At 55.0% G+C, this 23,139-nt stretch carries 16 protein-coding genes; 5 read left to right on the top strand and 11 right to left on the bottom strand.

Translation table 11 applies throughout. From position 1 onward, the window contains the following. Positions 1 to 63: 63 nt before the first annotated feature. From ABV298_RS30750 to ABV298_RS30735, 4 genes are read right to left on the bottom strand one after another with little or no spacing between them, the layout of a single operon-like run. On the bottom strand, positions 64 to 1,674 hold the full coding sequence (locus ABV298_RS30750) for a RagB/SusD family nutrient uptake outer membrane protein (protein WP_353719939.1): 1,611 nt from the start codon (positions 1,672 to 1,674) through the stop codon (positions 64 to 66). A 29-nt stretch (positions 1,675 to 1,703) separates the two neighbouring features. Next, complete coding sequence (locus ABV298_RS30745; RefSeq protein ID WP_353719938.1) at positions 1,704 to 5,069, bottom strand: TonB-dependent receptor; 3,366 nt, start codon at positions 5,067 to 5,069, stop codon at positions 1,704 to 1,706. Positions 5,070 to 5,082: 13 nt separating this feature from the next. Continuing rightward, positions 5,083 to 6,120 (bottom strand): FecR domain-containing protein, encoded by a 1,038-nt coding sequence (locus ABV298_RS30740; protein ID WP_353719937.1) that lies wholly within the window; start codon positions 6,118 to 6,120, stop codon positions 5,083 to 5,085. A 44-nt stretch (positions 6,121 to 6,164) separates the two neighbouring features. Further along, positions 6,165 to 6,842: an RNA polymerase sigma-70 factor gene (locus ABV298_RS30735; RefSeq protein ID WP_353719936.1), complete on the bottom strand. Its 678-nt coding sequence runs from the start codon at positions 6,840 to 6,842 to the stop codon at positions 6,165 to 6,167. A 287-nt stretch (positions 6,843 to 7,129) separates the two neighbouring features. Between ABV298_RS30735 and ABV298_RS30730 the strand changes: the two genes are divergently transcribed. The 3 genes from ABV298_RS30730 (at position 7,130) to rph (ending at position 12,785) form a co-directional block, all read left to right on the top strand. Further along, positions 7,130 to 9,538: an ABC transporter permease gene (locus tag ABV298_RS30730; protein ID WP_353719935.1), complete on the top strand. Its 2,409-nt coding sequence runs from the start codon at positions 7,130 to 7,132 to the stop codon at positions 9,536 to 9,538. Between the two features lie 174 nt (positions 9,539 to 9,712). Next, on the top strand, positions 9,713 to 10,168 hold the full coding sequence (locus tag ABV298_RS30725; RefSeq protein WP_353719934.1) for a MarR family transcriptional regulator: 456 nt from the start codon (positions 9,713 to 9,715) through the stop codon (positions 10,166 to 10,168). Between the two features lie 7 nt (positions 10,169 to 10,175). Beyond that, the gene (gene rph, locus ABV298_RS30720) at positions 10,176 to 12,785 is read left to right on the top strand and encodes a rifamycin-inactivating phosphotransferase (RefSeq protein WP_353719933.1); all 2,610 of its coding nucleotides are present in this window, start codon (positions 10,176 to 10,178) and stop codon (positions 12,783 to 12,785) included. Here the strand turns inward: rph and ABV298_RS30715 are convergent. The 3 genes from ABV298_RS30715 to ABV298_RS30705 are packed head-to-tail and all read right to left on the bottom strand — an operon-like array spanning position 12,782 to position 16,526. Next, positions 12,782 to 14,647 carry a hypothetical protein gene (locus ABV298_RS30715; protein ID WP_353719932.1) on the bottom strand — a complete coding sequence of 622 codons (1,866 nt, stop codon included), beginning with the start codon at positions 14,645 to 14,647 and terminating at the stop codon, positions 12,782 to 12,784. The genes rph and ABV298_RS30715 overlap by 4 nt on opposite strands. A gap of 17 nt (positions 14,648 to 14,664) precedes the next feature. Further along, a complete protein-coding gene (locus tag ABV298_RS30710; RefSeq protein WP_353719931.1) occupies positions 14,665 to 15,420 on the bottom strand; it encodes a porin family protein in 756 nt (251 codons plus the stop codon). An 11-nt stretch (positions 15,421 to 15,431) separates the two neighbouring features. Further along, the gene (locus ABV298_RS30705) at positions 15,432 to 16,526 is read right to left on the bottom strand and encodes a PCMD domain-containing protein (protein ID WP_353719930.1); all 1,095 of its coding nucleotides are present in this window, start codon (positions 16,524 to 16,526) and stop codon (positions 15,432 to 15,434) included. Between the two features lie 221 nt (positions 16,527 to 16,747). On the opposite strand from ABV298_RS30705, the gene ABV298_RS30700 reads away from it, so the two are divergent. Continuing rightward, positions 16,748 to 17,284, top strand: coding sequence for a carboxymuconolactone decarboxylase family protein (locus ABV298_RS30700; protein ID WP_353719929.1), 537 nt, complete (start codon positions 16,748 to 16,750; stop codon positions 17,282 to 17,284). A gap of 12 nt (positions 17,285 to 17,296) precedes the next feature. Here ABV298_RS30700 and ABV298_RS30695 read toward each other — a convergent pair whose 3' ends face one another. After that, on the bottom strand, positions 17,297 to 18,835 hold the full coding sequence (locus ABV298_RS30695; protein ID WP_353719928.1) for an FAD-dependent monooxygenase: 1,539 nt from the start codon (positions 18,833 to 18,835) through the stop codon (positions 17,297 to 17,299). A 64-nt stretch (positions 18,836 to 18,899) separates the two neighbouring features. Then, entirely contained in the window at positions 18,900 to 19,718 is an 819-nt protein-coding gene (locus tag ABV298_RS30690) for a helix-turn-helix domain-containing protein (protein ID WP_353719927.1), read from the bottom strand. 84 nt (positions 19,719 to 19,802) lie between these two features. On the opposite strand from ABV298_RS30690, the gene ABV298_RS30685 reads away from it, so the two are divergent. Further along, positions 19,803 to 21,002: a PQQ-dependent sugar dehydrogenase gene (locus ABV298_RS30685; protein WP_353719926.1), complete on the top strand. Its 1,200-nt coding sequence runs from the start codon at positions 19,803 to 19,805 to the stop codon at positions 21,000 to 21,002. A 54-nt stretch (positions 21,003 to 21,056) separates the two neighbouring features. Here the strand turns inward: ABV298_RS30685 and ABV298_RS30680 are convergent, their stop codons facing one another. Together ABV298_RS30680 and ABV298_RS30675 are read right to left on the bottom strand one after the other, a co-directional pair. Beyond that, the gene (locus tag ABV298_RS30680; RefSeq protein WP_353719925.1) at positions 21,057 to 21,956 is read right to left on the bottom strand and encodes a hypothetical protein; all 900 of its coding nucleotides are present in this window, start codon (positions 21,954 to 21,956) and stop codon (positions 21,057 to 21,059) included. Between the two features lie 12 nt (positions 21,957 to 21,968). Continuing rightward, positions 21,969 to 23,084, bottom strand: a complete 1,116-nt coding sequence (locus ABV298_RS30675; protein ID WP_353719924.1) for an epoxide hydrolase family protein — start codon at positions 23,082 to 23,084, stop codon at positions 21,969 to 21,971. Between the last annotated feature and the right edge of the window lie 55 nt (positions 23,085 to 23,139).

Raw genomic sequence — 23,139 nt, 5'->3', positions numbered from 1 at the left:
TGCGCAAAGCCGAAGCCCGCGGTGGTCAGCAAGACACATGCCGTCAGCACTCGTTTCATATTGCTAGTTGTAGTCGGGGTTTTGTTTGAGTTCGGGGTTTGAATTGATGGCGATCTGCGGGATAGGGAATACCGCCCTGAAATCGCCGTTGGGCTTGTGCGACAGCCAGCTTTTGGTTGTATACACTCCGAAGCGGATCATATCGCGGCGGCGGAAGCCCTCCCAGGCAAATTCCCAGCCCAGCTCGTCGAGCATCCTGCCGTACTGTACCGCCGCCGTGTTGCCGGGATCGACCACTTTGTAATTTTCGACATAACCATAATGGTAAGTGCTGCCCTCCTGCAAATCGGCTCCGGTAACCGTTGCTTTGGCGGGTTCGGCGAATGCCCGTGCGCGCACCTGCGACACCACCATGGCGGCATCGTTTGCCTTGCCTGTGCGCAGAAGGCATTCGGCTTTCATCATTAGTACCTGTGCGTAACGGAAAACCGGGAAGTCGTTACCCAAACTGCCCTGGGCCTGCACTTTTACTTCGAATTTATTCATCCGGTAACCTTCCGCCTCGCCGGTATAGAGGCCGTCGGGGAGTGCGTTGGTGAGTACCACATCCTTGCCCGCCTGGTCGTACGATCCTTTCAAGGGCGTGATACCGTCGGCAGCAAACTGCGGGCCGGTCATCCACGTGGCCTTTAACCGTTGATCGTCGGCGTCATAAGTATCGATAAACTGCGGAATGCCTTTTGCCGAGCCCGCACCCCAGGGTGTGGCCAGCATATTGACCTTCGCTTTCAGCGCCGCGTGCCATGAGAACATGTGCGCGCTGAACCCCCCGGCCAGGTTTTCTTCAAAAGGAATGGCAAACACGATCTCCGCGGAATTTTGGTTTTCAGTCACAAAAGGCGCGGAGAGGCTTGTTTCTAACCGGTATTTGCCGGAAGCGATCACCTCGTTGCATTGGGCGAGGCATTCCTCCCAGCGGGTTTCGCCTGCGTATACGCTCGCGTTCAGGTATACGTTCGCGAGCAGCGTTTTGGCCGCCCATTTGTTGAAACGCCCGTACATCAGCGTGTTGCGCTCTTCGCTCAATGCAGGGATGGATTCCGTGAGTTCTTTTACGACGAACTGGTAAATTTCCTTTCTGCCGGTTTTCCCGGGAAGGCCCTCGGACCGCGTGGTGATAAGCGGCACGTCGCCGAAATTGTCACAAAGCATCCAGTAAAAGAATGCCCGCACCGTCCGCATTTCGGAGATCAGAGCTTCCCTCGTGATACCCGCAGGGACCGTGATTTTATCGTTCTGCAACTGGTCGATCACCCGGTTGGCATTGATCACACCGGAATAGAACGTGTTCCACATGCTGTTGATCTGCGGGTTTTCCGAATTCCAGGTGTGCAGGTGCATGCGTTTGTAAATGCCGCCGTCGTCCCAGCCCGAAGCGTTGGCAGGCATCACAATGCCGTCGGCGGTGGATTCCTGCGCCATGTACCAATGCGTGTGGGAGATCAGGTTGCGCATGTTCGCATAGGCGATGCTCATTGCCTGGTAAGCATTGGAATAGTTGTAGGTGTCTTCCGTCACCTCTGAGTAAATTTTTTCGGTGAGGTCGTTGTTGCAGGAACTCGCGCCGATGGTCAGGAGCAGAGCCGTTCCTATGTATGTTTTCAATGGTTTCATCGGGATTGACATTTGGAATGGAACAAGTACTAGAATGTGAGCGTGGCGCCTGCCGTGAAACTGGTAGTGGCCGGGTAGCGGTTCTTGTCGTCGACGCCCGGCGCGAGGCCGCTTATACCGACTTCCGGATCGATGCCCTTGTAGCCGGTGATAGTGTAGAGGTTGGCTACGGCCAGGTAAATGCGCGCATGACGGAGGTATTTGTTTTTCAACCGGAGATTGTACCCCGCCGTAATGTTGTCGATTTTCCAGTAATTGCCGTTTTCGATGTAATAGCTCACATAGTTCAGCGACTGGTCGTCGGCGAGCGGGCGTTTGCCGTAAACCGGGTCGTAGGCGTTGGCCCGCAGGTTACCTCGGGTAAGCATTACCGGCGCGCTCCAGAACATTTCGGTCATATTCAGGATCTGGAAGCCGAACGCGCCGCGCATGGTGATGTTCAGATCGAAATTTTTGTAAGCCAACGTATTGTTCCAGTTGAGGTAGCGTTTCGGCAGGCCATTGCCGATCACCTGTTTGTCGTCCGCCTGCTGCTGCGCAATGGGTTTCGGCTCGCCGTTTTTGCCCTCGATGATCCAGTGGCCGGTTTCGTCGATGTCGATGGTTTTGAAACCCCAGAAATTGCCGAGAGGCTGGCCTACCTGGACGCGGTGGGTGGTTTGCTGGATAGGCTCCCCCGTATTGCCGGTATCGAAATAGCCGCTTGCCAATGCAAACTTTTCGTTCGAAAGGGAAAGGATCTTGTTGGCATTCGTCGAGAAATTGACGGAGGTGGTCCACCTGAAAGCCGCCGTTTGCAGTGGAATCGCATTTACCTGTATTTCAACTCCCTTGTTTTCCATCGAAGCCGCATTGGCCGTGATGGTGCTGTACAGGTAAGGCGGGGTCGGCACCGGGAAATTGGCGATCAGGTCGCGGGTGGTGCGGCGGTACAAATCGACCGAGCCCGAAAGGCGCTCGTTCAGAAAGCCATAGTCGATACCCACGTTCACTTCCTCCTTGCGTTCCCAGCGGAGGTCGGGGTTTGCGTTGTTGGATGGGTTGATAGCCTGCACCCACTCGCCGTCGATGAGCACATTGGTATTGAAATTGATCTTGTTCAAGGAAATATAGGAACTGCCGGGTTCGGTACCGGTTACACCGTAACCTGCCCTGAGTTTGAGGTTCGAAACGGCGCGGGAGTTTTCCAGAAATGCCTCTTTTTTCAAATTCCAGCCTACCGAAAACGCCGGGAAGCTGCCCCATTTGTGATTGGCCCCGAAGCGCGACGAACCTTCATGCCGCAAACTGGCCATCAACAGGTATTTGTTCATGAAGCTGTAATTGACCCTGAAAAAATAGCTGATCAGCTTGTTCTCCGATTGGAGCGAATACTCCGGCGCTTGTCCCCGGCGCAGCGCGAGCCCCGCGCCGATATTGTTGTAGGAAAAATTGTCGGTCGGGAAATCCCAGTTCTGCATCCAGTATTCCTCCGTGTTGTAGCGCCGCCAGGTATGGCCGGCCAGGATCACGAAATTGTGGTCCCGAATGGATTTGTTATAGTTGGCAGTGAATTCGAACAGGTCGTCCTGTGAGCGCGTGGTCCCGCGCGAAGCGAAGCCATTGCGCCCGTTTCGGCTGGTGGAATAGTGGTTTTTGGTTTCATAGTAGCCCCGGGTGCCGTTGAACATGTCCCTTGCAAACAATGCCTTGACTTCCAGCCCTTCTACCGGCGTCAGCGAAATGGTGCCGTACGTCCGGAGGTTGTTGTTCCGGTTCTGTCCGTGCGACTCCTCGATGAGGGCCACCGGATTCATATAGTCGGTTTTGTCGGTGCGCTCCGTCCATTTTCCGTTGGCGTCTTTCAACGGCTCGGTCGGATTGAATGTCAGCGCGTTGCGATAGACCAGCCCGGAGTAGGGACCTCCGTCGACCGAGAAGTATTTCTGCTGGTAACCGCTCAGGTTCGCATTGATTTTCAGCAAGCCATTGAACATCGAATGATTGACTTCGATACGGGGAAATACGGTGGCATTGTCGGATTTTTTCATAATCCCGTTCAACCGGCGGTATTCCATACTGACGATGTAGTTGGTTGTCCGGGAGCCGCCCCGGAGGCTGACATTGTGGACCTGCGACAATGGTTTCCGGGTGACCGCTTCAAGCCAGTCGGTGTTGTGGCCGTAATCGATTGCGCCGGGTTTGCCCTGTGCCGCCAGGGCGCGGTATTGGTCTACATTCATGAAATCGAGCTTGCGGGTAAGTCTTTGCGTGGTGAAGTAGGAGTTTACTTCCAACGTTGCCGGCGTTTCGCCTTTTACTTTTCTGGTGGTGATGAGGATTACCCCGTTTGTCCCGCGGGTTCCGTAAATAGCGGCGGCGGAGCCGTCTTTCAGCACGTCGATGGACTCGATGTCCTCGGGCGCAACGGTGTTCAACGCGCCCGGAACACCGTCGATCAGCACGAGCGGTTCGGAACTTGCGTTGATGGTCGCATTGCCTCTTAGCGAAATCTGCGCAATGGCAGTGGGGTCGCCACTGGGCGTGATCACACTCAAACCGGCGACTTTGCCCCGGATAAGCTGGGCTGCATCCTGGACTGGGCCTTTTACAAAATCCTCCGCCTTGACGCTCGCGATAGCGCTTGTAATCTGCTCGCGCCTTTGCGTACCGTAGCCCACCACGACCACCTCTTCCAGGCTTTTCAGGTCGGGCAGCAGAGTAATATCGATGGTCGAGCGCTTACCGACGGCCACTTCCTGATTTTGATAACCCACATAGGAGAATACGAGTGTGATTTCCGCTTGCGGGTCGTCGCCGATGGAAATGCTGTATTTGCCGTTCGCATCGGTGGTGCTTCCGCGCGTGGTGCCTTTGATGAGCACGCTCACTCCGGGCAGTACTTCTTCGCCATCGCCTTTCACCACGCCGCTGATCGTCCTGTCCGCAATTGGGTCGGCAGTTTCGGCGCTAAGCGTATGGCGGGTGCCGGAGTTGAAAAGCGCGGGCTGCGTTGCCGGCGGAGCTTCTTCGGGCGTGCCGGGCTGCGTTTGTTGCATGGTTGATTTGGGTTCGCCGACCGTCGTAAGGATAAGATAGGTCTGTTTGCTGACCTTTTTATAGCGGAGGCCGGAAGGCGCTAGGACACTGTTCAGCTTATGCTCGACGGTTTGCCCCGACTGCACCTGCGCCGGTGCGACAAAGATGCCTTCCAGCAGCTTTTCCTCGAACAGGATATCCACTTTATATTGCTTCCTGACCTGCATAAGCGCATCTCTCAGGCTAAGCCTGGAAATCGGCACAGAGGTACGTTTCGGGCGGTTTTGGGCCATTAACTGGGCTTTCAGCGGCGCCACGTCCAGCAGGCAGCCTGCCATCAGGATGACCAGCATTTTAAAGTGTAATAGTTTCGTCATGGTTTATAATGGATTAAGGATAATACGGATGGTTGACATCGAGGATGAAGGTTTCGGGGCCGTCGTCGTCCGCCGCCGACCGGGTGACCCGTGCATTCAGGACGTCGGACAGGACTTTCAGGACATTGGCGGGATCACTCGCATTGAATGTGCCGCCGATGGTTCGTCTGGCGAGGGTCGAGTCGGCCACCACCACATTTACGCCGAAGTATTCGCTGATCTGATATGCGATTTCGGAGACGGGAGTATTTTCGAACATAAACCTGCGTTGTTTCCAGGCCTGGTACGCCGACAGGCTCTGGCTGCGGCGCAGGGTCAGTTTTCCCTGTGCCGACATTGTGGCGATGTCGCCGGGTTTCATCAGGACGGGCCTTGGTTCGGCTTCATGGAGCGAGCGCAACTGTACGCTTCCCTGGCTCAAAACCACCTTTGAGCCGCGCTCCCGGCTGTAAACAATAAACTCCGTGCCCAATACCCGCACTTCCAGCTGATCGGGCGTGCGGACGATGAATTTGCTGTGATTGACGGTGTGTTTCACCGCGAAATCGGCTTCTCCCCGCAACTTCACTTCGCGTGTGCCCCCGCCGAAACCGAACCGCGGGACGCTGAGGACGGAGTTGGCATTCAGTGTAACGCGGCTGCTATCGGGCAATACGATCGTCCTGATCTCCCCATAGCCCGTCTCGTATTGTTTATAAAGCCAGAAATCGGAAAGAAGGTATGCACCGAGGATCAGCGCCACGGAAGCCGCCGCCCATTTGAACACAAAAAGCCGCCCGGCGGGCGCACCGGGGAATGACCTTCGCGGAGCTGGTTCCGGTACCGGAAAACCGGCGCCGTCTTGAACGGTATGCAATGAACGTTGGTAGGCCAGTTCCACATCGGGCGTAAACTGCGGATTTTCTGTTTCCCATTCGTCCAGCCATTGAAAATACAGTTCGCGGTTGGCGGGGTTTTCCAGCCACTCGCGGATCAGAATATTCTGCATCCGGGTAGTTTTTCCTTCGAAGAAGTTCTGGATCACCTGTTTGGAAAGTATTGATTTTTTCATGTTCATGGAAGTTCTGTATGACATATATTGATGGCCGTGGGCCCTCAAATGAATAGGAGTAAAATCTGGATAAGCGAGAGCAGCCCGTGGTCTTGCAATGCTTTCCGCAGGACTGCCAGTCCCTTGGTAATATGTCCTTCCACTGTCTTAACGGAGATTCCCAGTTCCTCGGCGATGGCGGCGTTGCGTTTTCCCTCGAACCGGCTCATCAGGAATACTTTCTGATTTTGACGAGATAGCGAGCGGATCACTTGCTCGATTTTGAGCACCAGTTCCTGAAACTGCAATTCCTGCTGGGGCGAGCTCTCGGGAGTGGCCAGATGCAGGTCTTCCAGTTCTCCGGTAACCGCCTCTTTCCCGAAGTTCCGTCGCATATAATGGAATGCCGCATGCCTGACCGTCGTGAACAGGTAAGCCCTGAATGACGTCGTTACAGAGGTATGGAGCTGTTTGGACCAGAACTGACTGAAAACTTCCACCACAATGTCCTCGGCGACATCCCGCGCATACACAAAACGCACGGCATGGCTGCAAAGCTGCTTGTAATAGCGTTTGAAAAGCAACTCGTATCCCCGCACCGGATCTGTGTCAAATGCTTGCTTGATAAACAGTTCCGAATCGACAAAATCCGTCTGTATTTTCTTGACGTCCGGGAATTCGGGATACGGACCGCCTGTGTCGTTTGTGCCTGTTTTGCTCTCTAAGGTATACTTGTGATTCATGCGGACGTTGAAAATAGGTTATTCACAAGAGTATGTTCTACCGGGCATACCCTCGCCTGTTTGTGAAATTTTTATGTTTTTTTGTGACTATCGGGGATGTATTGTTCAGAAAGCCATAGTCCGGGTGCGTACATGCGATGTCCGGATACGGACACCCGTTCGGGCTGCCGGGAACCGAAATTTTGTGCTCGGGGCTAAAAACGCGTTAGCCATAGCACAGGCCTGCTTTTTTAGCATGAAGAGCTACCGCCGACCGGCTATTCCCGAACTTCTAAATTCCTCGAGCCATGCTACACAATTACCTGAAAATCGCCTTTCGTCAATTGGCCAGGAACCGGGCCTATTCGTTTATCAATATCGGCGGCTTAGCTGCCGGAATGGCCGTTGCCATGCTCATCGGTTTGTGGGTTTACGACGAACTGTCGTTCAATACCTATCACGACAACTACGACCGCATTGCACAGGTACGTACGCGCGAGTTCGGCGAGCATGGGGTAGGGATCAATTCCTCACTGCAGTACCCGCTGATGACCGAGCTCAAAGCCCACTATTCGGCATATTTCAAACATATTGTGAGTGTTTCATGGGATGTCGATATGGTACTTTCCGCGGGTCAGACCAGGATTTCCCGGCCGGGGCTGTTTATGGACCCCGGCGGGCCGGAGATGCTTACGCTCGGAATGGTGTACGGCACCCGCGCCGGTCTGAGCGATCCGCATTCGGTGCTGCTTTCCCGATCGACGGCCCTGGCACTGTTCGGGGATGCCGATCCCGTGAACCGCGTGATGCGGCTCAACAACAAACTCGATGTGACTGTAACCGGGGTGTATGAAGATCTCCCCGAGAACACCCAGTTCAGCCGGGTCAAATTCGTGGCTCCGTTCGCGCTCTGGGAGCTCGATAACCCCTGGATCCGGGAACGGGCCATGACCGACTGGCGAAACCACTTCATGAAAGTGTACGTCGAACTTCGTCCGGATGTGGACCTGGCGCGGGTTTCGGCGGATATTAAAAATGCGGAAATGAAAAATCTCGCCGACTTTCCCGAAGTGGCCAAAAACAGGCCCGAGGTCTTTCTATTACCTATGCGCGACTGGCATCTGCGTAATTTTAAAAGGGGAGAGCCCGATACAGCCCCAATGCAAATGGTATGGCTGATCAGCATCATCGGCGCGTTCGTGCTGTTGCTTGCCTGTATTAATTTCATGAACCTTTCCACTGCCCGTTCGGAAAAGCGCGCGAAGGAGGTCGGCATCCGCAAGTCGATCGGGTCCGTGAAGGCGCAACTGGTCAGCCAGTTTTTCAGCGAATCGTTCCTCGTGGTGGGCTTTGCATTCGTGCTTGCGGTCTGGTTCACTTCGCTCGCTTTGCCGTGGTTCAATCAGATCGCCGCCAAGCAGATGGTTATACCCTGGGCGAATGCATGGTTTTGGGCCATCAGTCTGGCGTTTATTATGGTAACGGGCATCCTGGCAGGCGGATACCCGGCATTATACCTGTCGTCGTTCCAGCCTGTAAAGGTGTTGAAAGGCACATTCCGGGCGGGGCGTTTTGCGTCCTTACCGCGGAAAGTACTGGTAGTGGTGCAATTTACAGTTTCGGTTACCCTGGTAATCGGTACGATCGTCGTCTTCCGACAAATACAATTTGCCAAAAACAGGCCCGCCGGATACACGAGGGAAGGACTTTTGATGATCGAAATGAAATCGGCCGACTTCTACGGCAAACATGAGATACTTAAAAACGAGCTCCGCCGGAGCGGGGCGGTTACCGATATCGCCGAATCGATGGGAAAAGTGACGGAGGTGTGGTCGGGTAACGACGGCTTCGAGTGGCGTGGAAAGAATCCCGCCGCCAATAAGAGTTTCGGAACGTTGATGGTTACCTCCGAATACGGACGTACGGTCGGCTGGCAGTTTGTACAGGGAAGGGATTTTTCCGAAAACCTCTCTTCCGATTCCTCGGGTATGGTCATCAACGAAGCAGCCGCACGTTACATGGGCCTGCGTAAGCCGGTCGGAGAACCCGTGAGCTGGAAATTCCAGGACCGGCCTGTAATGCATTACCGCATTCTGGGGGTCATCCGGGACGTGGTAATGGAATCGCCTTATGAACCTACGCTCCCGACCATTTTCATGATCAAAGCACACGGAGGCCCGAACTGGATGCATATCCGCATTAACCCGAAGATGAGCATCGGCGAAGCGCTGCCCCGGATCGAGGCCGTATTCAAAAGGCTGGTCCCGCTGGCACCATTCGAATACAAATTTGCCGACCAGGACTACGCATTGAAGTTTGCCGCCGAGGAGCGTGTCGGTAAGCTGGCCTATTTCTTCGCGGTGCTGGCGATCGGTATCTCCTGCCTCGGGCTTTTCGGATTATCCTCGTTTGTCGCCGAGCAGCGCACACGGGAAATCGGTGTAAGGAAGGTGCTCGGCGCCTCGGTTGCAAGTGTCTGGCGGCTCCTGTCGAACGAATTTATCTTGCTCGTTACGATAGCGTTCGGTATCGCCACGCCGCTTGCCTATTATTTGCTGAATACCTGGCTTCAAAAATATACTTATCGGATCGAGCCTTCGTGGTGGGTTTTCGCGGCGACGGGCGTCGGGGCGATGGCGATCACGCTGGGTACGGTGAGTTTCCAGAGCATCCGGGCGGCGCTCGTCAGCCCGGTCGTTTCGCTGCGAACGGAGTAGAGGACCGGGCCGCGGATGCGCAACGCCGGCCGGGGCACCTGCGTTGCGCGAGAGGGCGAAAAGCGAAGGGTAAGCGTAAAAATTGTGGCGATCAGAATCCGAGGGTTTCCGTGTTTGGATATGAACCGGAACGCAAATATCTTTGCAGCTAAGATATTTAGCTTTTGAGATATAATGAAAGAGGAACTGGTAACGCGGGTACGGAGGCTCAGCCAAAGGTACGCATACGACTCCATTCGAATGCACGAGGCCGTCGGCCGCAGGGCGGGACTTTCGGGTACCGATCATAAATACCTTGGGTTTTTAATACAAAAAGGACAAATGTCGGCCGGCGAGCTTGCCGGTCTGACTGGCCTCACTACCGGCGCGGTTACGGGTTTGATCGACCGTTTTGAAAAGAAAGGCCTGGTTAAGAGGCGTTTCGCGGAGGAGGACAGACGAAAAGTGCTTGTCGAGCCGGACACGGAGAAGATCATGGCCTTGCTGGAACCTCTCTACCGGGAGTTTCGAAGGCAGTCGGAAGCCCTGATCGCCTCGTTTTCGGAGGAAGAAATGCGGGTTATCGAGACCTATTTCCTGAAAGCGATCGATCTGATGAATGAGACAACCGCAACGCTCAACAAACAATAACCGCAGCATGGACAAGTATGTAATCGATCTTCGGGAGATCGGCAAGGAAATGCTGCCCGAGGCCGGAGGAAAAGGCGCGAACCTAGGCGAATTATGCCGCATCGAAGGGATACATGTACCGGCGGGATTCTGTGTTTCCACGGAGGCTTTTCAAACAATAATGCGGGAAGCGCGGGTACAGGCGGAACTCGATCGGCTGTCGGCTCTGACCGCCGAAAACAGCGACGAGATCGCCGAACTGGGCGCTAAAATCCGCCGGACCATCGAGGCGACGCCTGTTCCGGATGCGATCCGCGACGGAATCGCTCACCAACTCGCCGGTTCCGGCCCCGATGCGGCCTATGCCGTGCGTTCCAGTGCAACGGCGGAGGATTTGCCGGGTGCATCATTCGCCGGGCAGCAGGACAGCTATCTGAATGTCGTCGGAACAGAGGCCGTTTTGAAGCATGTCGCCAAATGCTGGGCTTCGTTATTTACCGACCGTGCCATCATTTACCGGATACGGAACGGTTTCGATCATCGCAAGGTCCGGCTGGCGGTGGTGGTCCAGCGGATGGTTTTCCCCGAATCGGCAGGGATACTGTTCACGGCCGACCCCGTTACCGGGAACAGGAAGGTAGTGTCTATCGACGCCGGTTTCGGCCTCGGAGAGGCGTTGGTATCCGGCCTGGTGAACGCCGACAGCTACAAGGTTCGCGACGGCAGGATAGCAGAAAGGCAAATTTCCACCCAGAAGGTGGCGGTTTATGCAGCAGCGGACGGCGGTACCCGGATAGAAGAGGTCGAAGCCGGGCGGCAAACCAGGCAGGTGCTGACGGACATGCAGATTCTGGCGCTTGAAAGGGCAGGCAGGCGCATCGAGGCGCATTTTGGCTCTCCGCAGGATATCGAATGGTGCATCGCCAACGATGTCATATACATAGTCCAGAGCCGGCCGATCACAACTTTGTTTCCGGTTCCCGAGGCGGGCGACGACCAAAACCATGTGTACATTTCCGTAGGCCACCAGCAGATGATGACCGACGCAATGAAACCGCTCGGCTTGTCGATATGGCAACTGACGGCCACCAGGCCCATGAGCATTGCCGGTGGAAGGCTGTTTGTAGATATTGCGCCCGAACTCGCATCGCCCGCGCGCCAGAGCATGATGATGAACGCCATGGCGAAATCCGATCCCCTTATGCATGGCGCATTGACGAGCCTCCTCGAACGGGACGATTTCATCCGGTTGAATGAAGAGGAACCACCGGCGGGCGCCGGTAAGGAAGTCCCGCGGCCTATCGATTTCGATACGCTTATCGGGTACGACCCCGCTGTGGTCACCGAGCTGATTGAAAACAGCAGGGCGTCCATCGCAGCACTGAAACAAAACATCCGCTCAAAGTCGGGGCCGGAGTTGATGGATTGTATCCTGGCGGAGATCGGGCAATTGCGGAAAGATTTATCGAACCCCAAAACGCTCGGGGTGATCATGACGGCTATGAACGCCGCATTCTGGCTGAACGACAGGATGGACGAATGGCTGGGTGAAAAGAATGTCGCGGATGTGCTTTCGCAATCGGTCCCGAACAATGTTACGTCCGAAATGGGCCTCGATCTGCTGGACGTCGCCGATGCGATCCGTCCCTATCCGGAGGTAATAGACTACTTGCAAAATGTGAAAGAGGAGCTGTGCCTGGATGATTTGACACATTTGCATGGAGGCGAGGTCACGCGGGGAGCTATCGCAGGCTTTCTTGAAAAATACGGTATGCGGTGTGCGGGCGAAATCGACATCACAAAAAGCCGGTGGACCGAAAAGCCCGCGACGCTCGTACCGGTGATTCTGGGCAATATCAAAAACCTGCCCCCCGGCACCAGCAAACAAAAATTCGAACATGGAAAGCGGGAAGCGTCGAACAAGGAGGGGGAGTTGCTGGACCGTTTGAGGCATTTGCCCGACGGTGACTGGAAAGCCGCAGAGACAAAGCGGATGATCGATCTGCTCCGAAACCTTGCCGGCTATCGAGAATACCCCAAGTACGACATCGTCAGCCGTTATTTCATATACAAACAGGCGCTGCTGGAAGAAGCCGCCCGATTGGAACAAAAAGGCGTGCTCCGGGACCGGGAAGATATTTATTATCTTACTTTCGGAGAGCTCCGCGAACTGGTAGAGACACAAGAAGCCCGCGATACATTGATCGCCGAACGAAAAGCACTGCAACAGATTTATGAACGGCTATCGCCTCCTCGTGTGATAACTTCCGAGGGCGAAATCGTTACCGGCAAATACAGTCGCGAAAACCTCCCTGCCGGCGCTATCGCGGGACTGCCCGTTTCATCCGGTGTGACCGAAGGCCGGGCACGCGTGATTGTGGATATGAAAGACGCGGACCTGGAAGAGGGGGATATATTGGTTACCACGTTTACAGATCCCAGCTGGACGCCGTTGTTCGTGTCGGCCAGGGGCCTGGTTACGGAAGTGGGCGGGTTGATGACGCATGGCGCTGTAATCGCCAGGGAATACGGCTTGCCGGCCGTCGTAGGAGTGGAAAACGCCACCCGCCTGATCAGGGACGGGCAGCGTATCCGGGTAAACGGAACGGAAGGATTCGTCGAGATTTTGCAGGACTAGTTTTTAAGCCATGCCTCGTTCAATTTCCGTTTGGAGTCGTCGCCGAAACGGAAGCCGTCACCGTCTTTATAATTGAGTTTGACCGTGCCTTTCAGTTCCATGTCCTGGCCGTTTCTGTTGACCTTGACGGTGACCGGGCTGTCTTCGTCGAGGTCGTAACCGAGGTAAACGACCGACATCAGGTTTTTCGGGTCCACCGGAATGCCGTTGAATTCGAGCAGGACGTCGTCATCCTGAATGCCCAGGTTATTGTAAAACGCGTTCTTGTTATCGGCTACATTCGCGAGCACGTGGGTGCGGGAAGCATCGGGTTTAATGTAAATGACTTCCTCGCGCAGGAAGACGATCGGCTCGGCGAACGGGACTATCTGTTTTTTCAGGCCCACCTTGGCGAGGAAGTTTTCATAAGGGATCGGTTCGCCCTGCACCACGTGTTTTTCGAGAAATGCCCCGGCTGCCGAGCCGGCGATGCGGGTAATCACCGGGATCAGTTCGGCGTCGTCGAAGGGTTTTTCCGGACCGAACTGCTTTGATAACTCTCCCATTAGCCATAGCAGTCCCCGTTCCCCGTTAGTCTGTTCGCGGATCACGATATCGAGGCACATTGCAATGAGCGCTCCCTTTTCATACACATTAGGATATTGGGATTTCAGCTTGGGGTCCAGGATATTACTGCTCATTTCGGTGAAGGACAGGCTATCGGAGAAGGCCTGCGATTGTTCCATTTTCTTCGCCATCAGGTCATAGAAGGCGTCGGCCTCGATCAGGTCCTGGTTTACCTGAAACAGATTGGAAAAGTATTCGGTAACACCCTCATAAAACCACAGGTGGCGGCTCATTTTAGGTGCGTTGAAATCGAAATAATGGATTTCCTTCGAATGCACTTTCAGCGGCGCAATGGTGTGGAAGAACTCGTGGCTGATCACGTGGATCAGGTCCTTGCTTTTCATCGGCTCCCTGAAAACGGCCGTGGTGGATGCGTTGTGTTCCAGCGCGCCTATGCCTTTCGCGTCGTCGGCCGCGCCGGACGAGATGTAAGTAAGCACCGCATATTTCGGTGTGTCGTTGATTTTCCCGAGAAATTTTTTCTGTGCACGCATCATTTTCTCGAGATCGGGCCGTAATGCTGAAGCGTGAACATTGCCACGGCGGGAATAGATGCCCAATAACACCTCCATGCCGTCCACTTTGAATGCCGAAGTATCGGGAGCCGCGTACATGACCGGGTTGTCGATCACGTCGGGGTAGCGCGGCAGTGTGTACACATCTTTGCGGTTGTCGTTGTCGCTGTCAACCAGCGCGGTGGTGCCATAGAGCGTTTCCGGATGCGAAACGGCGATCCGGTAGGGCGTCTCGGTTTGTCCCGAAAAATAACCCACGAATCCGGCCATGTTAAGCAAAAAGTGTTTTCCTGCGTCGATATCGGTGCCCGCGGGAGAAAAAATGGTTTTACTTTTTTCGGCGAAAGGGTCGCTTTCTTCCTCTGTGTCGAAGGTGTCGCTCACCAGGTACGAAATGCGGGCGAGTTTCTTCCCGGGCGAGATGGCCACAGTATTGGAATCGGTGCGCGTCACGCGCAATGGTTTTCCTTTTCTGTCAAATGCCTGAATATCACGCACATACCGGCCGTAGTCGGCAATGGCGTAGGTGCCGGGGATGATTTTCGGGAATTGATAGTTAGCTACCTCGCCAGTCTGAGCCGGAGGCCTGACCGTCACGCGTACTCGGTCGGCGGTGACATTGACGAGGTCGATATCCACTTCTACCGGTTGGTTGGCGTTCGATACCCGCCCCGGCTTGCTTCCGGCGCAGGAGTACAGCAATGCGGTAAGCAGCAAGCCGGGCAAAAAATGTGATTTCATATTCAGTTTAACAGCGTTCAGTGAAACCGGTATCCGATTCCGAGATTAAGATAAATGTTGTGCAGGCCGAAGCCGATGCTTTTAAAATGCCGTTCCATGAGTGGTGTCAGTGCATAACTGAGATTGGCCGAGGCGTATAGTCGCGAAGCAAAATGGCAGTCGGCCCCGATTTCAGCACCTGCATCGATCCGGCGCACATTGCCCGAAAAATCGTAGGAAGCGACATCGATATCCTCCCGTTCGCCGACGGGTGTTTCGTTGCGCAGGTATCCGTCGCGCGCGCTGCCCGTGAAGCGCTTGCTTACCGACAGCGATACGAATCCCCCCGCTTTCAACACAAAACGGCCCGCCGGTTGGTAAGTTAAATGGAGGGGGACAGTGAGGTAACGGTTTCTGACTTTCGTTTCCACATCTCCCGTAAAATAGCCCGTTACGCTGTCATGGTCCCCATTGCTGCCTTCGTTGAAAGTGGTGTAATAGCCCTTGACCCGTGCCTCCGTGGTCATTCCCTTTTGTTCGAACCGGATTGCCGCGGCCACGCCGAATTTCCGGGAAAACCGGTAGCCCAGGCCAGCTTCAAGGCTCGGCAGGAAACCGGGATCGTAGGATTCTATTTTGCGAATCGAGGCCGGCATACCGATGGGCGTAGCCCCGCCCACGGCCACACCCGCACGGGCATGGAACGTCAGCTTGTCGTCAGTCTGGGCCGCCGACCCGGCTGGTAAAGCCAGTAGAGACGCCAGCGCAAGGATATAGGGGAGTTTTATCAGCATAATGGAATGTACTATTGCGTTACGACCTTCACGTTGTCGACGTACAGCTTGCTGCCGGTCGCCCCTTCGAACACCGCGCCATTCTTGCTCGACGTAAAAACAACCGCGATTTTGTATGCGAATGCGGCCAGGTCCGCTTGGTTAATTTCCGATTTGTAGTTAAATGCGAGGTCGAAGGCATGATAGCCCGGGCCGGGGGTGGGGGCGCCGGATGCGAGTTGCGCGATGGCAACCACGCTCGGATCGGTAAGCACATTGGCGCCGTTCAGATGCGGTTTGTCGGCAGATGCCTTGAAGAATACCGCGTAAATATCGCAAAGGTCCTGCCGCTCGGGGACGACGGGTTTGCCCGTTTTGTCCGTAACAGGCCCGCCGGATGTGTATTTGTAAGAGCCGGTGAGCCGTAACGGTTTCTTATTGAATGGAATGCCGAAAATAGTTGCTTCCAGCGGCGCCGTCAGGGCCTTTGACGCATCAAAACTACCGAGAAACAGGTTGCCGGGTGCAATAGGCATTCCCACCAGCGCTCCGAGCGAGCCGGTAGATTTGGTTTCGAGGTAGGCAGCGTACTGCCCCTGGGTGGCCTCGGTGGTACGCTGGGTAGGGTATGCTTCGGGCTTTTTCTCGGGTGCGATCAGCGAATAACCGCTATTGCCAGACGCCCATATGTTCTGGTGCTCGCCATCGACCAATTCATAGGGTGTATAATAATTGCCATCGGGGTTAACAGCCCAGTTTTCGAAAGGAAAATTATCGGGAGCCGTATTTTGCAGCAAGCTAATGCGGTATTCTTTTTTCCAATGGCCGTCTTCGGACGTCACCACGTAAGTGACCGGTTTGGAGAAGTCCTGCGGGGTGCCCGAAGCGGGTTGGATCGTGGCGCCTTCCGTCAGGGTAAATTGTGGCGAAACTGCCTTGATATCGAGTTTGGCGAAATTAACGAAGGCGGTAATGCTGGTATTGGTAATGGAAGGGGGAGAGATCAGTACGGAATCGGGTAACGTCATCGCAAGGATATCGGCCTCCATGTTTTCCGCTTCCGGTTTGATGCACCCGTACAAGGCCAGCATTGCGCCCACAAAAGCCGGTAGTATTACATTCTTCATATGCAATACTAAGCAATTTTTCCGCTTATCTGAACTGCGATAGCACACCGGTTACAAAGTCCGACGGATTTTCAGAGTGTGCGCCCGCGTCGGTTTGCCCGGAAATTCCGTCTGCTGGTCCAGGCGTCCCGGCAGTTTTGCGGATGGTGGAAAGGAATTGTTTACTTTTGACGATCACCGGCAGTCGTTCCGTATTTTAACCCCATCATATATTTCAAACAATGAAAACCATTTCCGTTCCCGCGCGCGAGCAGGTTGGCCCGCAATCACAGGAAATTTTCGATACGATCTCCCAAAGAATAGGTAGGGTCCCCAATCTGTACGCGACGATGGGCTATTCGTCCCATGCACTGAAAGCGATGCTCGATTTTGAGGACACTCTTACCCACAGCGTGTTCTCCGCCAGGGAAAGGGAGGCTGTTTATCTCACGGTGTCGCAGGTGAATGGCTGCGAATATTGCCTGGCCGCGCACAGTATTCTCGCGAGAAAAAGGGGGTATTCCAATGAAGAAATTATAAACTTCCGCAAAGGATTTGCCACAGATCCCAGGCTGAATACCGCCATTCAACTCGCCAAAGCCATCGTAGAAAACAAAGGGAAAGCCGATGAAGCGGTCAGGGACGCGTTTTTCGACGCCGGTTACGACGAGGCAGCCCTGATGGAGCTTGCCGCATTGGCGACCTTGCGCACTTTTACGAACTATGCCTACGCGCTGACGAAGATTCCGCTTGATTTCCCCGCAGTCGAAGAGATCTGATTCCTACGATCTTTAGGGAAACCGGCCGCCTGCGACTTTACGGGCCGGTAAACTGCGGACGAACCAGCGGTCGGCTGCTTTTTCGATGTCGTCGCGACCGGCGTCATCGCCTGCGGCCCAGGCAATGATGCCGTCGGGACGTATCAGCAGGGCATCGGTGGCGGGCCGGTCTTTCGCATTGGCCGAAATGTACCCGATCTGCCCGTCATATTCGTCCGCCAGTGTGCGTAGGGAAGTATTTCCGTCAAAATCAAGGAGTATAGCCCGGCCGTCGTGCATAAACTCACCGATTCTTTTCCCGTCTTGAAACTCGAAATCGGGAACGCTGCGGCCGGTGAGCGGATGGCTGCCGCCGAGCTCGTAGCGGTTGGAAATCCCCCACAACCTTCCGGCAACGTAAGTGGCGCCATCGGTGGTATCCAGCAAGTCGCTTACGACCGTGCGTAACGCACGTGCGTGCGGGTCGGGCGTCATGATCGCAACCTGCGCCCGCGACCAGTCCAGAACCTGTGCGCCAACGGGGTGCCTTTCGATGGTGTAGCTATCCAAAAGGCCCGCCGGGGCCTTGCCCCGGATCGTTGCGGCGAGCTTCCAGCCGAGGTTCATGGCATCGCCCAAGCCGAGGTTGAGTCCCTGGCCGCCAAGCGGCGAATGGATATGCGCCGCATCGCCTGCCAGAAGGACGCGCCCGTTGCGGTAGGTAGTGGCCTGGCGCGCGCGGTCGGTCCAGGTGACCGCAAGATGCAGCGCCGTTACCGTGACGTCGGTGCCGGATATGCGGCGCAGTACTTCCTGTATATGTGCGGCTGTTACCGGCGCTTTTGAATGGTGAAAAGCGCCGTTGTCAAAATCCTGCATGATTATATAACCCGGTTGCGATTGCAGGTACATGCCTGCGGGCGTTATATTTCGGCCTGGCCTCAGTTTTTCGGGGTCGGCAACCTCAATTCGGGTCGAATAGCCGGTAAATGTCGGTTCGGTCCCCTCAAATTCGAAGCCGCCTGCTTTCCGGACCACGCTGCGCGCGCCATCGCAGCCCACAAGCCATCGGCAGGCAAACGATTGCCCGTCCGAATGCACTGTCACGCTGTCCCGAGATTGTTCGAGGCCGGTAATTGCAAGCCCGCGTCTGATTTCCACACCAAGACTCGCTGCGCGGCGGGCCAGTATCGTTTCCAGCTCCTCCATTTCCGAAAGCAGATGTGTGCCGGCGGGGCCGGGCAGCCGGAGCGTCCAGCGGGAGGTATCTATGTTTTCTTCATAAATGGTAATACCGGCAAAGTGGCCCGCCTGGGCCGGACCTGGCTTTCCGTTGCCTGCGTGCGGACTTTTGATGCGTTTATGTATTTCCAGCCCATTCAGCAGACCGCGGCGGTACAATGCGTCGATGCTTGGCGCCGAAAGGCCGCGTATCCCGAACGGGAGCCGCTTCAAGGGCGAATGCGGGCTTTCATTTTTTTCAAGAATCAAAACGGAACATTGGGCCAGGGCCAGTTCACAGGCGAGCAACAGGCCCACAGGACCCGCACCGGAGATGATTACGTCGTGCATAAAACTTTTTGTGTCGTACTCGTAATGAAATGATCAGGACACAAAATTCCGGAATGCGCTTGCCTCAGGCTTGTACAAATGCGACAAAATCCTGGTTCAAGGCGAGTCTTGCTTTCCGGGCGTTTCGTGCGAATGCCGCGGGAGTGGTGCCGGTATAACGCTTGAATTCCCTGCTCAAATGAGATTGATCGGCATAACCCAGCTCATACGCCAGGGCGGCGATGCCGGAATCGGGATCGTGCCATAAACGGTTTCGTACCTGCTCGAAACGCATCAGTGCCGAGACGTCTTTTACCGTATGACCGGACGATTGCTTGAAATTCCTTTCCAGTGTGCGTACCGTCGCGTGGGCTGCGGCCGCTACCCGGCTGACAGGCAAGGTGCCGTTTGTCTGCCGCATTGCGGTCCCCGCTTTGGACAGCATGCCGTCGACAGTAACCCGGGAACGCAGGTCCGTAAAGTACTGCTCCACTTGTGACACCGCCTCGTGGATTTTACCTGTGCCGACTAATTTTTCGAGGTTGGAATGCAGGCGGGCGACGGGATGCTCGAAAACACGGACGCCATCTTTGCCGGCGGGTAGGCCGAGCAGATCGAACACAGCCCACGGAAAGCATCTGATGCCTATGATTTCCAGCCGGTTTCTCGAAGAAAATACCGCAGGCCGGTCGAGCAGTCCCACCATAAAGGGGGAAGGCAACGGGTATAGGTTTGTATCGGAAGAAATATGCAGTTCGCTTCCGAAGTGAAAGATGATCTCGGCATAGCCATCGGGGATTACCCGGAAGGCCGTCTGCGCCTTTCCGAGGTCGCGATCGTCGTACCAAAAGCATTTAATGGCGTCCTGTAAGGCTTCCGGCGGTTCAAATTCCTGGTGCTGCATTGGGAAAGGTAGTATCTTTCGGGTGAATTTGCCTATTTTTAGTTGCCGGCTCTTTCAAGGGCACGGGCGTAAACAAATCCAACAATGAGAAAAGCAATTTACATCTTTTTTGCGGGGGCGGCAGCCATTGTGGCGCCGTTCCGATCCGAAGCGCAGCAATCCCCGGTTGAAACCAAGAAGGCTAATTCGGAGTATAAGCCGGCCTTCAATGGACAAACACGCATAGGAAGCGTTTCCACCAAGTCTGCCTACGAGGGCAAAGTCATCACTTCCGCATTGGAAAGGCCATGGGGTATTACCTCGCTTCCGGACGGCCGGTTCCTTGTGACGGAGAAAGGCGGTACAATGCGCATCGTCTCGACGACCGGCACTGTGGGTAAAGCGATTAGCGGTGTGCCAAAAGTAAACAGTGATGGCCAGGGCGGTTTGCTCGGGCTTTGTATCGATCCGGACTTCCCGAAAAACAGGATGGTTTACTGGGCTTTTTCCGAACCGCTTTCCGAGGGAAATATAACATCGGTCGCCAAAGGCAAACTGTCGGCTGACGAGGCCCGGCTGGAAAATGTGACGGTCATTTACCGTGCTACGCCCGCTTACAAAGGCAACCTGCATTACGGAGGAAGGGTGATTTTTTCAAAGGACGGTAATTTGTTTTTGTCGACGGGCGAGCGGTCCGACCTCGTTACCCGGCCGCAGGCGCAGGATATCAATTCGGGTTTAGGTAAAATAATCCGCATTACCCGCGACGGAAAACCGGCGGCGGGGAACCCCTTTGCGGGAAAGCCCAATGCGCGCCCGGAACTGTATTCGTACGGCCACCGGAATGTACAGGGGATTGCCATCAACCCGGTTACCGGCGAATTGTGGGAGACGGAATTTGGTCCGAGGGGCGGCGACGAGCTGAACCGCATCGTACCCGGCAAAAACTACGGATGGCCTACCATTACGTACGGGATCGAGTACAGCGGCGATAAGATCGGCGCGGCTATTCAGCAAAAGGAGGGACTGGAGCAGCCGGTTTATTACTGGGACCCTGTCATTTCGCCGAGCGGTATCACGTTTTACAGCGGAAAACAGATTCCCGAATGGAAAAATAACCTGTTCATTTCTTCGCTTAGCGGCATGCATGTGTGCCGCCTGGTGATTGAGGGCAACAAAGTTACCGGCGAAGAACGGCTCCTCTCCGGCGAGAACCAGCGTTTCCGCGACATTACCGAAGGCAAGGACGGCGCGCTTTACGCCGTAACCGATCAGGGAAGGTTGTACCGGATAGGTAAAAAGTAAAAAGGCAGGCCCCGGAATCGTTCTGATTCCAGGGCCCGCACTCAAAATGACACCTTATTTAAACCAGGGCAACTGCTGTGCGCTGATCCACTTTACATCGTAATCCGCACTGAAAAAGAGATACCGATTGTCCGGCGTGAGGTACGAACAATATTCGTAGGTATCCGTATTGAACTTACTCCCCATGTTTTCAGCCTGTGCCCAGGTGCCGTTTGCATTACGGACGGAATAATACAGATCGCCGCTGCCGAACGAGTCTGCACGGTCGACAGACGTGAAAATCAGGTATTTTTCGTCCTGCGAAACCATCGGGTCGTGTTCCATTTTATCGGAGTTGACGGCCTGCCCCAGGTTTTCAGGCGTGGTGTATTTCCCATTCGCGTAATGGCTTACATAAATGTCGTGTGAACCCAACGTGCCATTTCGGTTGCTGGCAAAATACAGATTACCATTGGCAGAAAGCGACACATAATATTCGGTGCTATCGGAATTGACGGCCAGGAGGTTTTCAGGGCTGGTCCAGGAACCGTCGGCCCGTGGACGAACCCGCCAGATATCGTAGTCGGGAATGCTATCCGCAAGGTCGCGCGGCCGGTTCGAAATGTAGTAGAGAGTTCCGTCGGCTGTGATAAAAGGATCGGCCTGAGAGTATTGCGGCTCATTGAATGGCGCTGGCGCAGGTTGGGTCCAGGTTCCATTCTGTTCTTCCGTCACATAGATTATCCATTTCCCTTTGCCCGACCGCGAAAAGTAAAACCGCTTGCCGTCGGGGGAGAAAGCCGAATTGAAATCCAGAGAATCGTCGCTGACAACGCCGGGAAGGAAACGCATGGCGACGGAGTCGGGCATGGGAGCGGGGTAGCCGATCGGGCGCTGACCTTCCCTTCCGCAACCACCCAGTACCATGGTTACGGCGATCATGAGAATGCCGGTGACGGCGCTGCCTGAAAACATAGGTGTCACCATTTAAATACTGTAAAAGAAACGCCGTAATTCCGCCGCGAAAATGTCGGGTACTTCCAGTGCCGCGAAGTGCCCGCCTTCGGTCATCATCCGGAAGCTGACCACGTTGACGAAGCGTTCGGCCCATTCTTTCGGGAATTGCGCTTCCCTCGGGAATACGGCCACACCGGCTGGAACATTGGATTTCTGCAACGGCCGGGCCCCGCTCCATTGCGCAATGGCGTCGGCTTTGTACATCCTCACCGACGTCGCGATGGTTTGGGTAACCCAGTAGATCATCACGTTGGTGAGCAAGGCATCGCGCCCGCCAAATGCCGCTTCCAGGATTTCGGGAGATGCGCCTGCGTTGCCGAAGCTGACCATCCACGCCGCCAGTCCGGCAGGCGAATCGTTGAGCCCGTAGGCCAGCGATTGCGGCTTGGTGGCTTGCACCATTGCATAAGCCCCTTCACTGTACCACCATTGCTGCACAAACTGCGCGAATTGTTTCTCGGCTTCGGTCATGGTGGCGGGGTCTTCCTGGCCCATGGGATAGCCCACATCGGTAAAGTGTACGCCGGCCACGACATCGGGATATTTCGATGCCAATGCTTTGGTTACGCCCATCCCCACGTCCCCTCCTGCTGCGTAGAATTGTCTGTAACCCAGGTTCCCGGTCATCAGTACTTTCCACAAATCGGCTACTGCTTCGCTGGTAATGGCTGTTTTCTCGGAAAACCCGAAGCCCGGGATAGACGGGATCACAAGGTCGAAGCTCTGGTCACCTTCGGTGAGGAGCGGGATAATTTTGTGGAACCGGTAATAGCTGTCGGGCCAGCCGTGCGTCAGTATGAGTGGTTTGGAATTCCCGCCTTTTCCTTTAATGTATTGAAAATGGACTTTTACGCCATTCACATCGGCGATGTATTGCGGGTATTTGTTGAGTTCGGCTTCCTGTTTTCGCCAGTCGTAATCTATGAGCCAGTAGGCGACGAGGTCTTTCAGGTAGGATTCGCTGGTGCCGAAATGCCAGCCGGACCCTTCCGCTTCACCGGGCCATCGGGTGTTCTGCAAACGGTTTTTTAAATCATTCAACACTTCTTCCGAAACAGCTACTTTGAATGCTTCTGCGTTTTTCATGGTTGATGTTTTCGTTTTGTGAATACGGAACGGTTTTGCCCTGAGAGAGCGGAAT

The sequence above is a fragment of the Dyadobacter sp. 676 genome, from assembly GCF_040448675.1.
Taxonomy (GTDB): domain Bacteria; phylum Bacteroidota; class Bacteroidia; order Cytophagales; family Spirosomataceae; genus Dyadobacter.
Note: the sequence above shows the minus strand (reverse complement) of the source record. Positions and strands in the feature narration are given on the sequence as shown.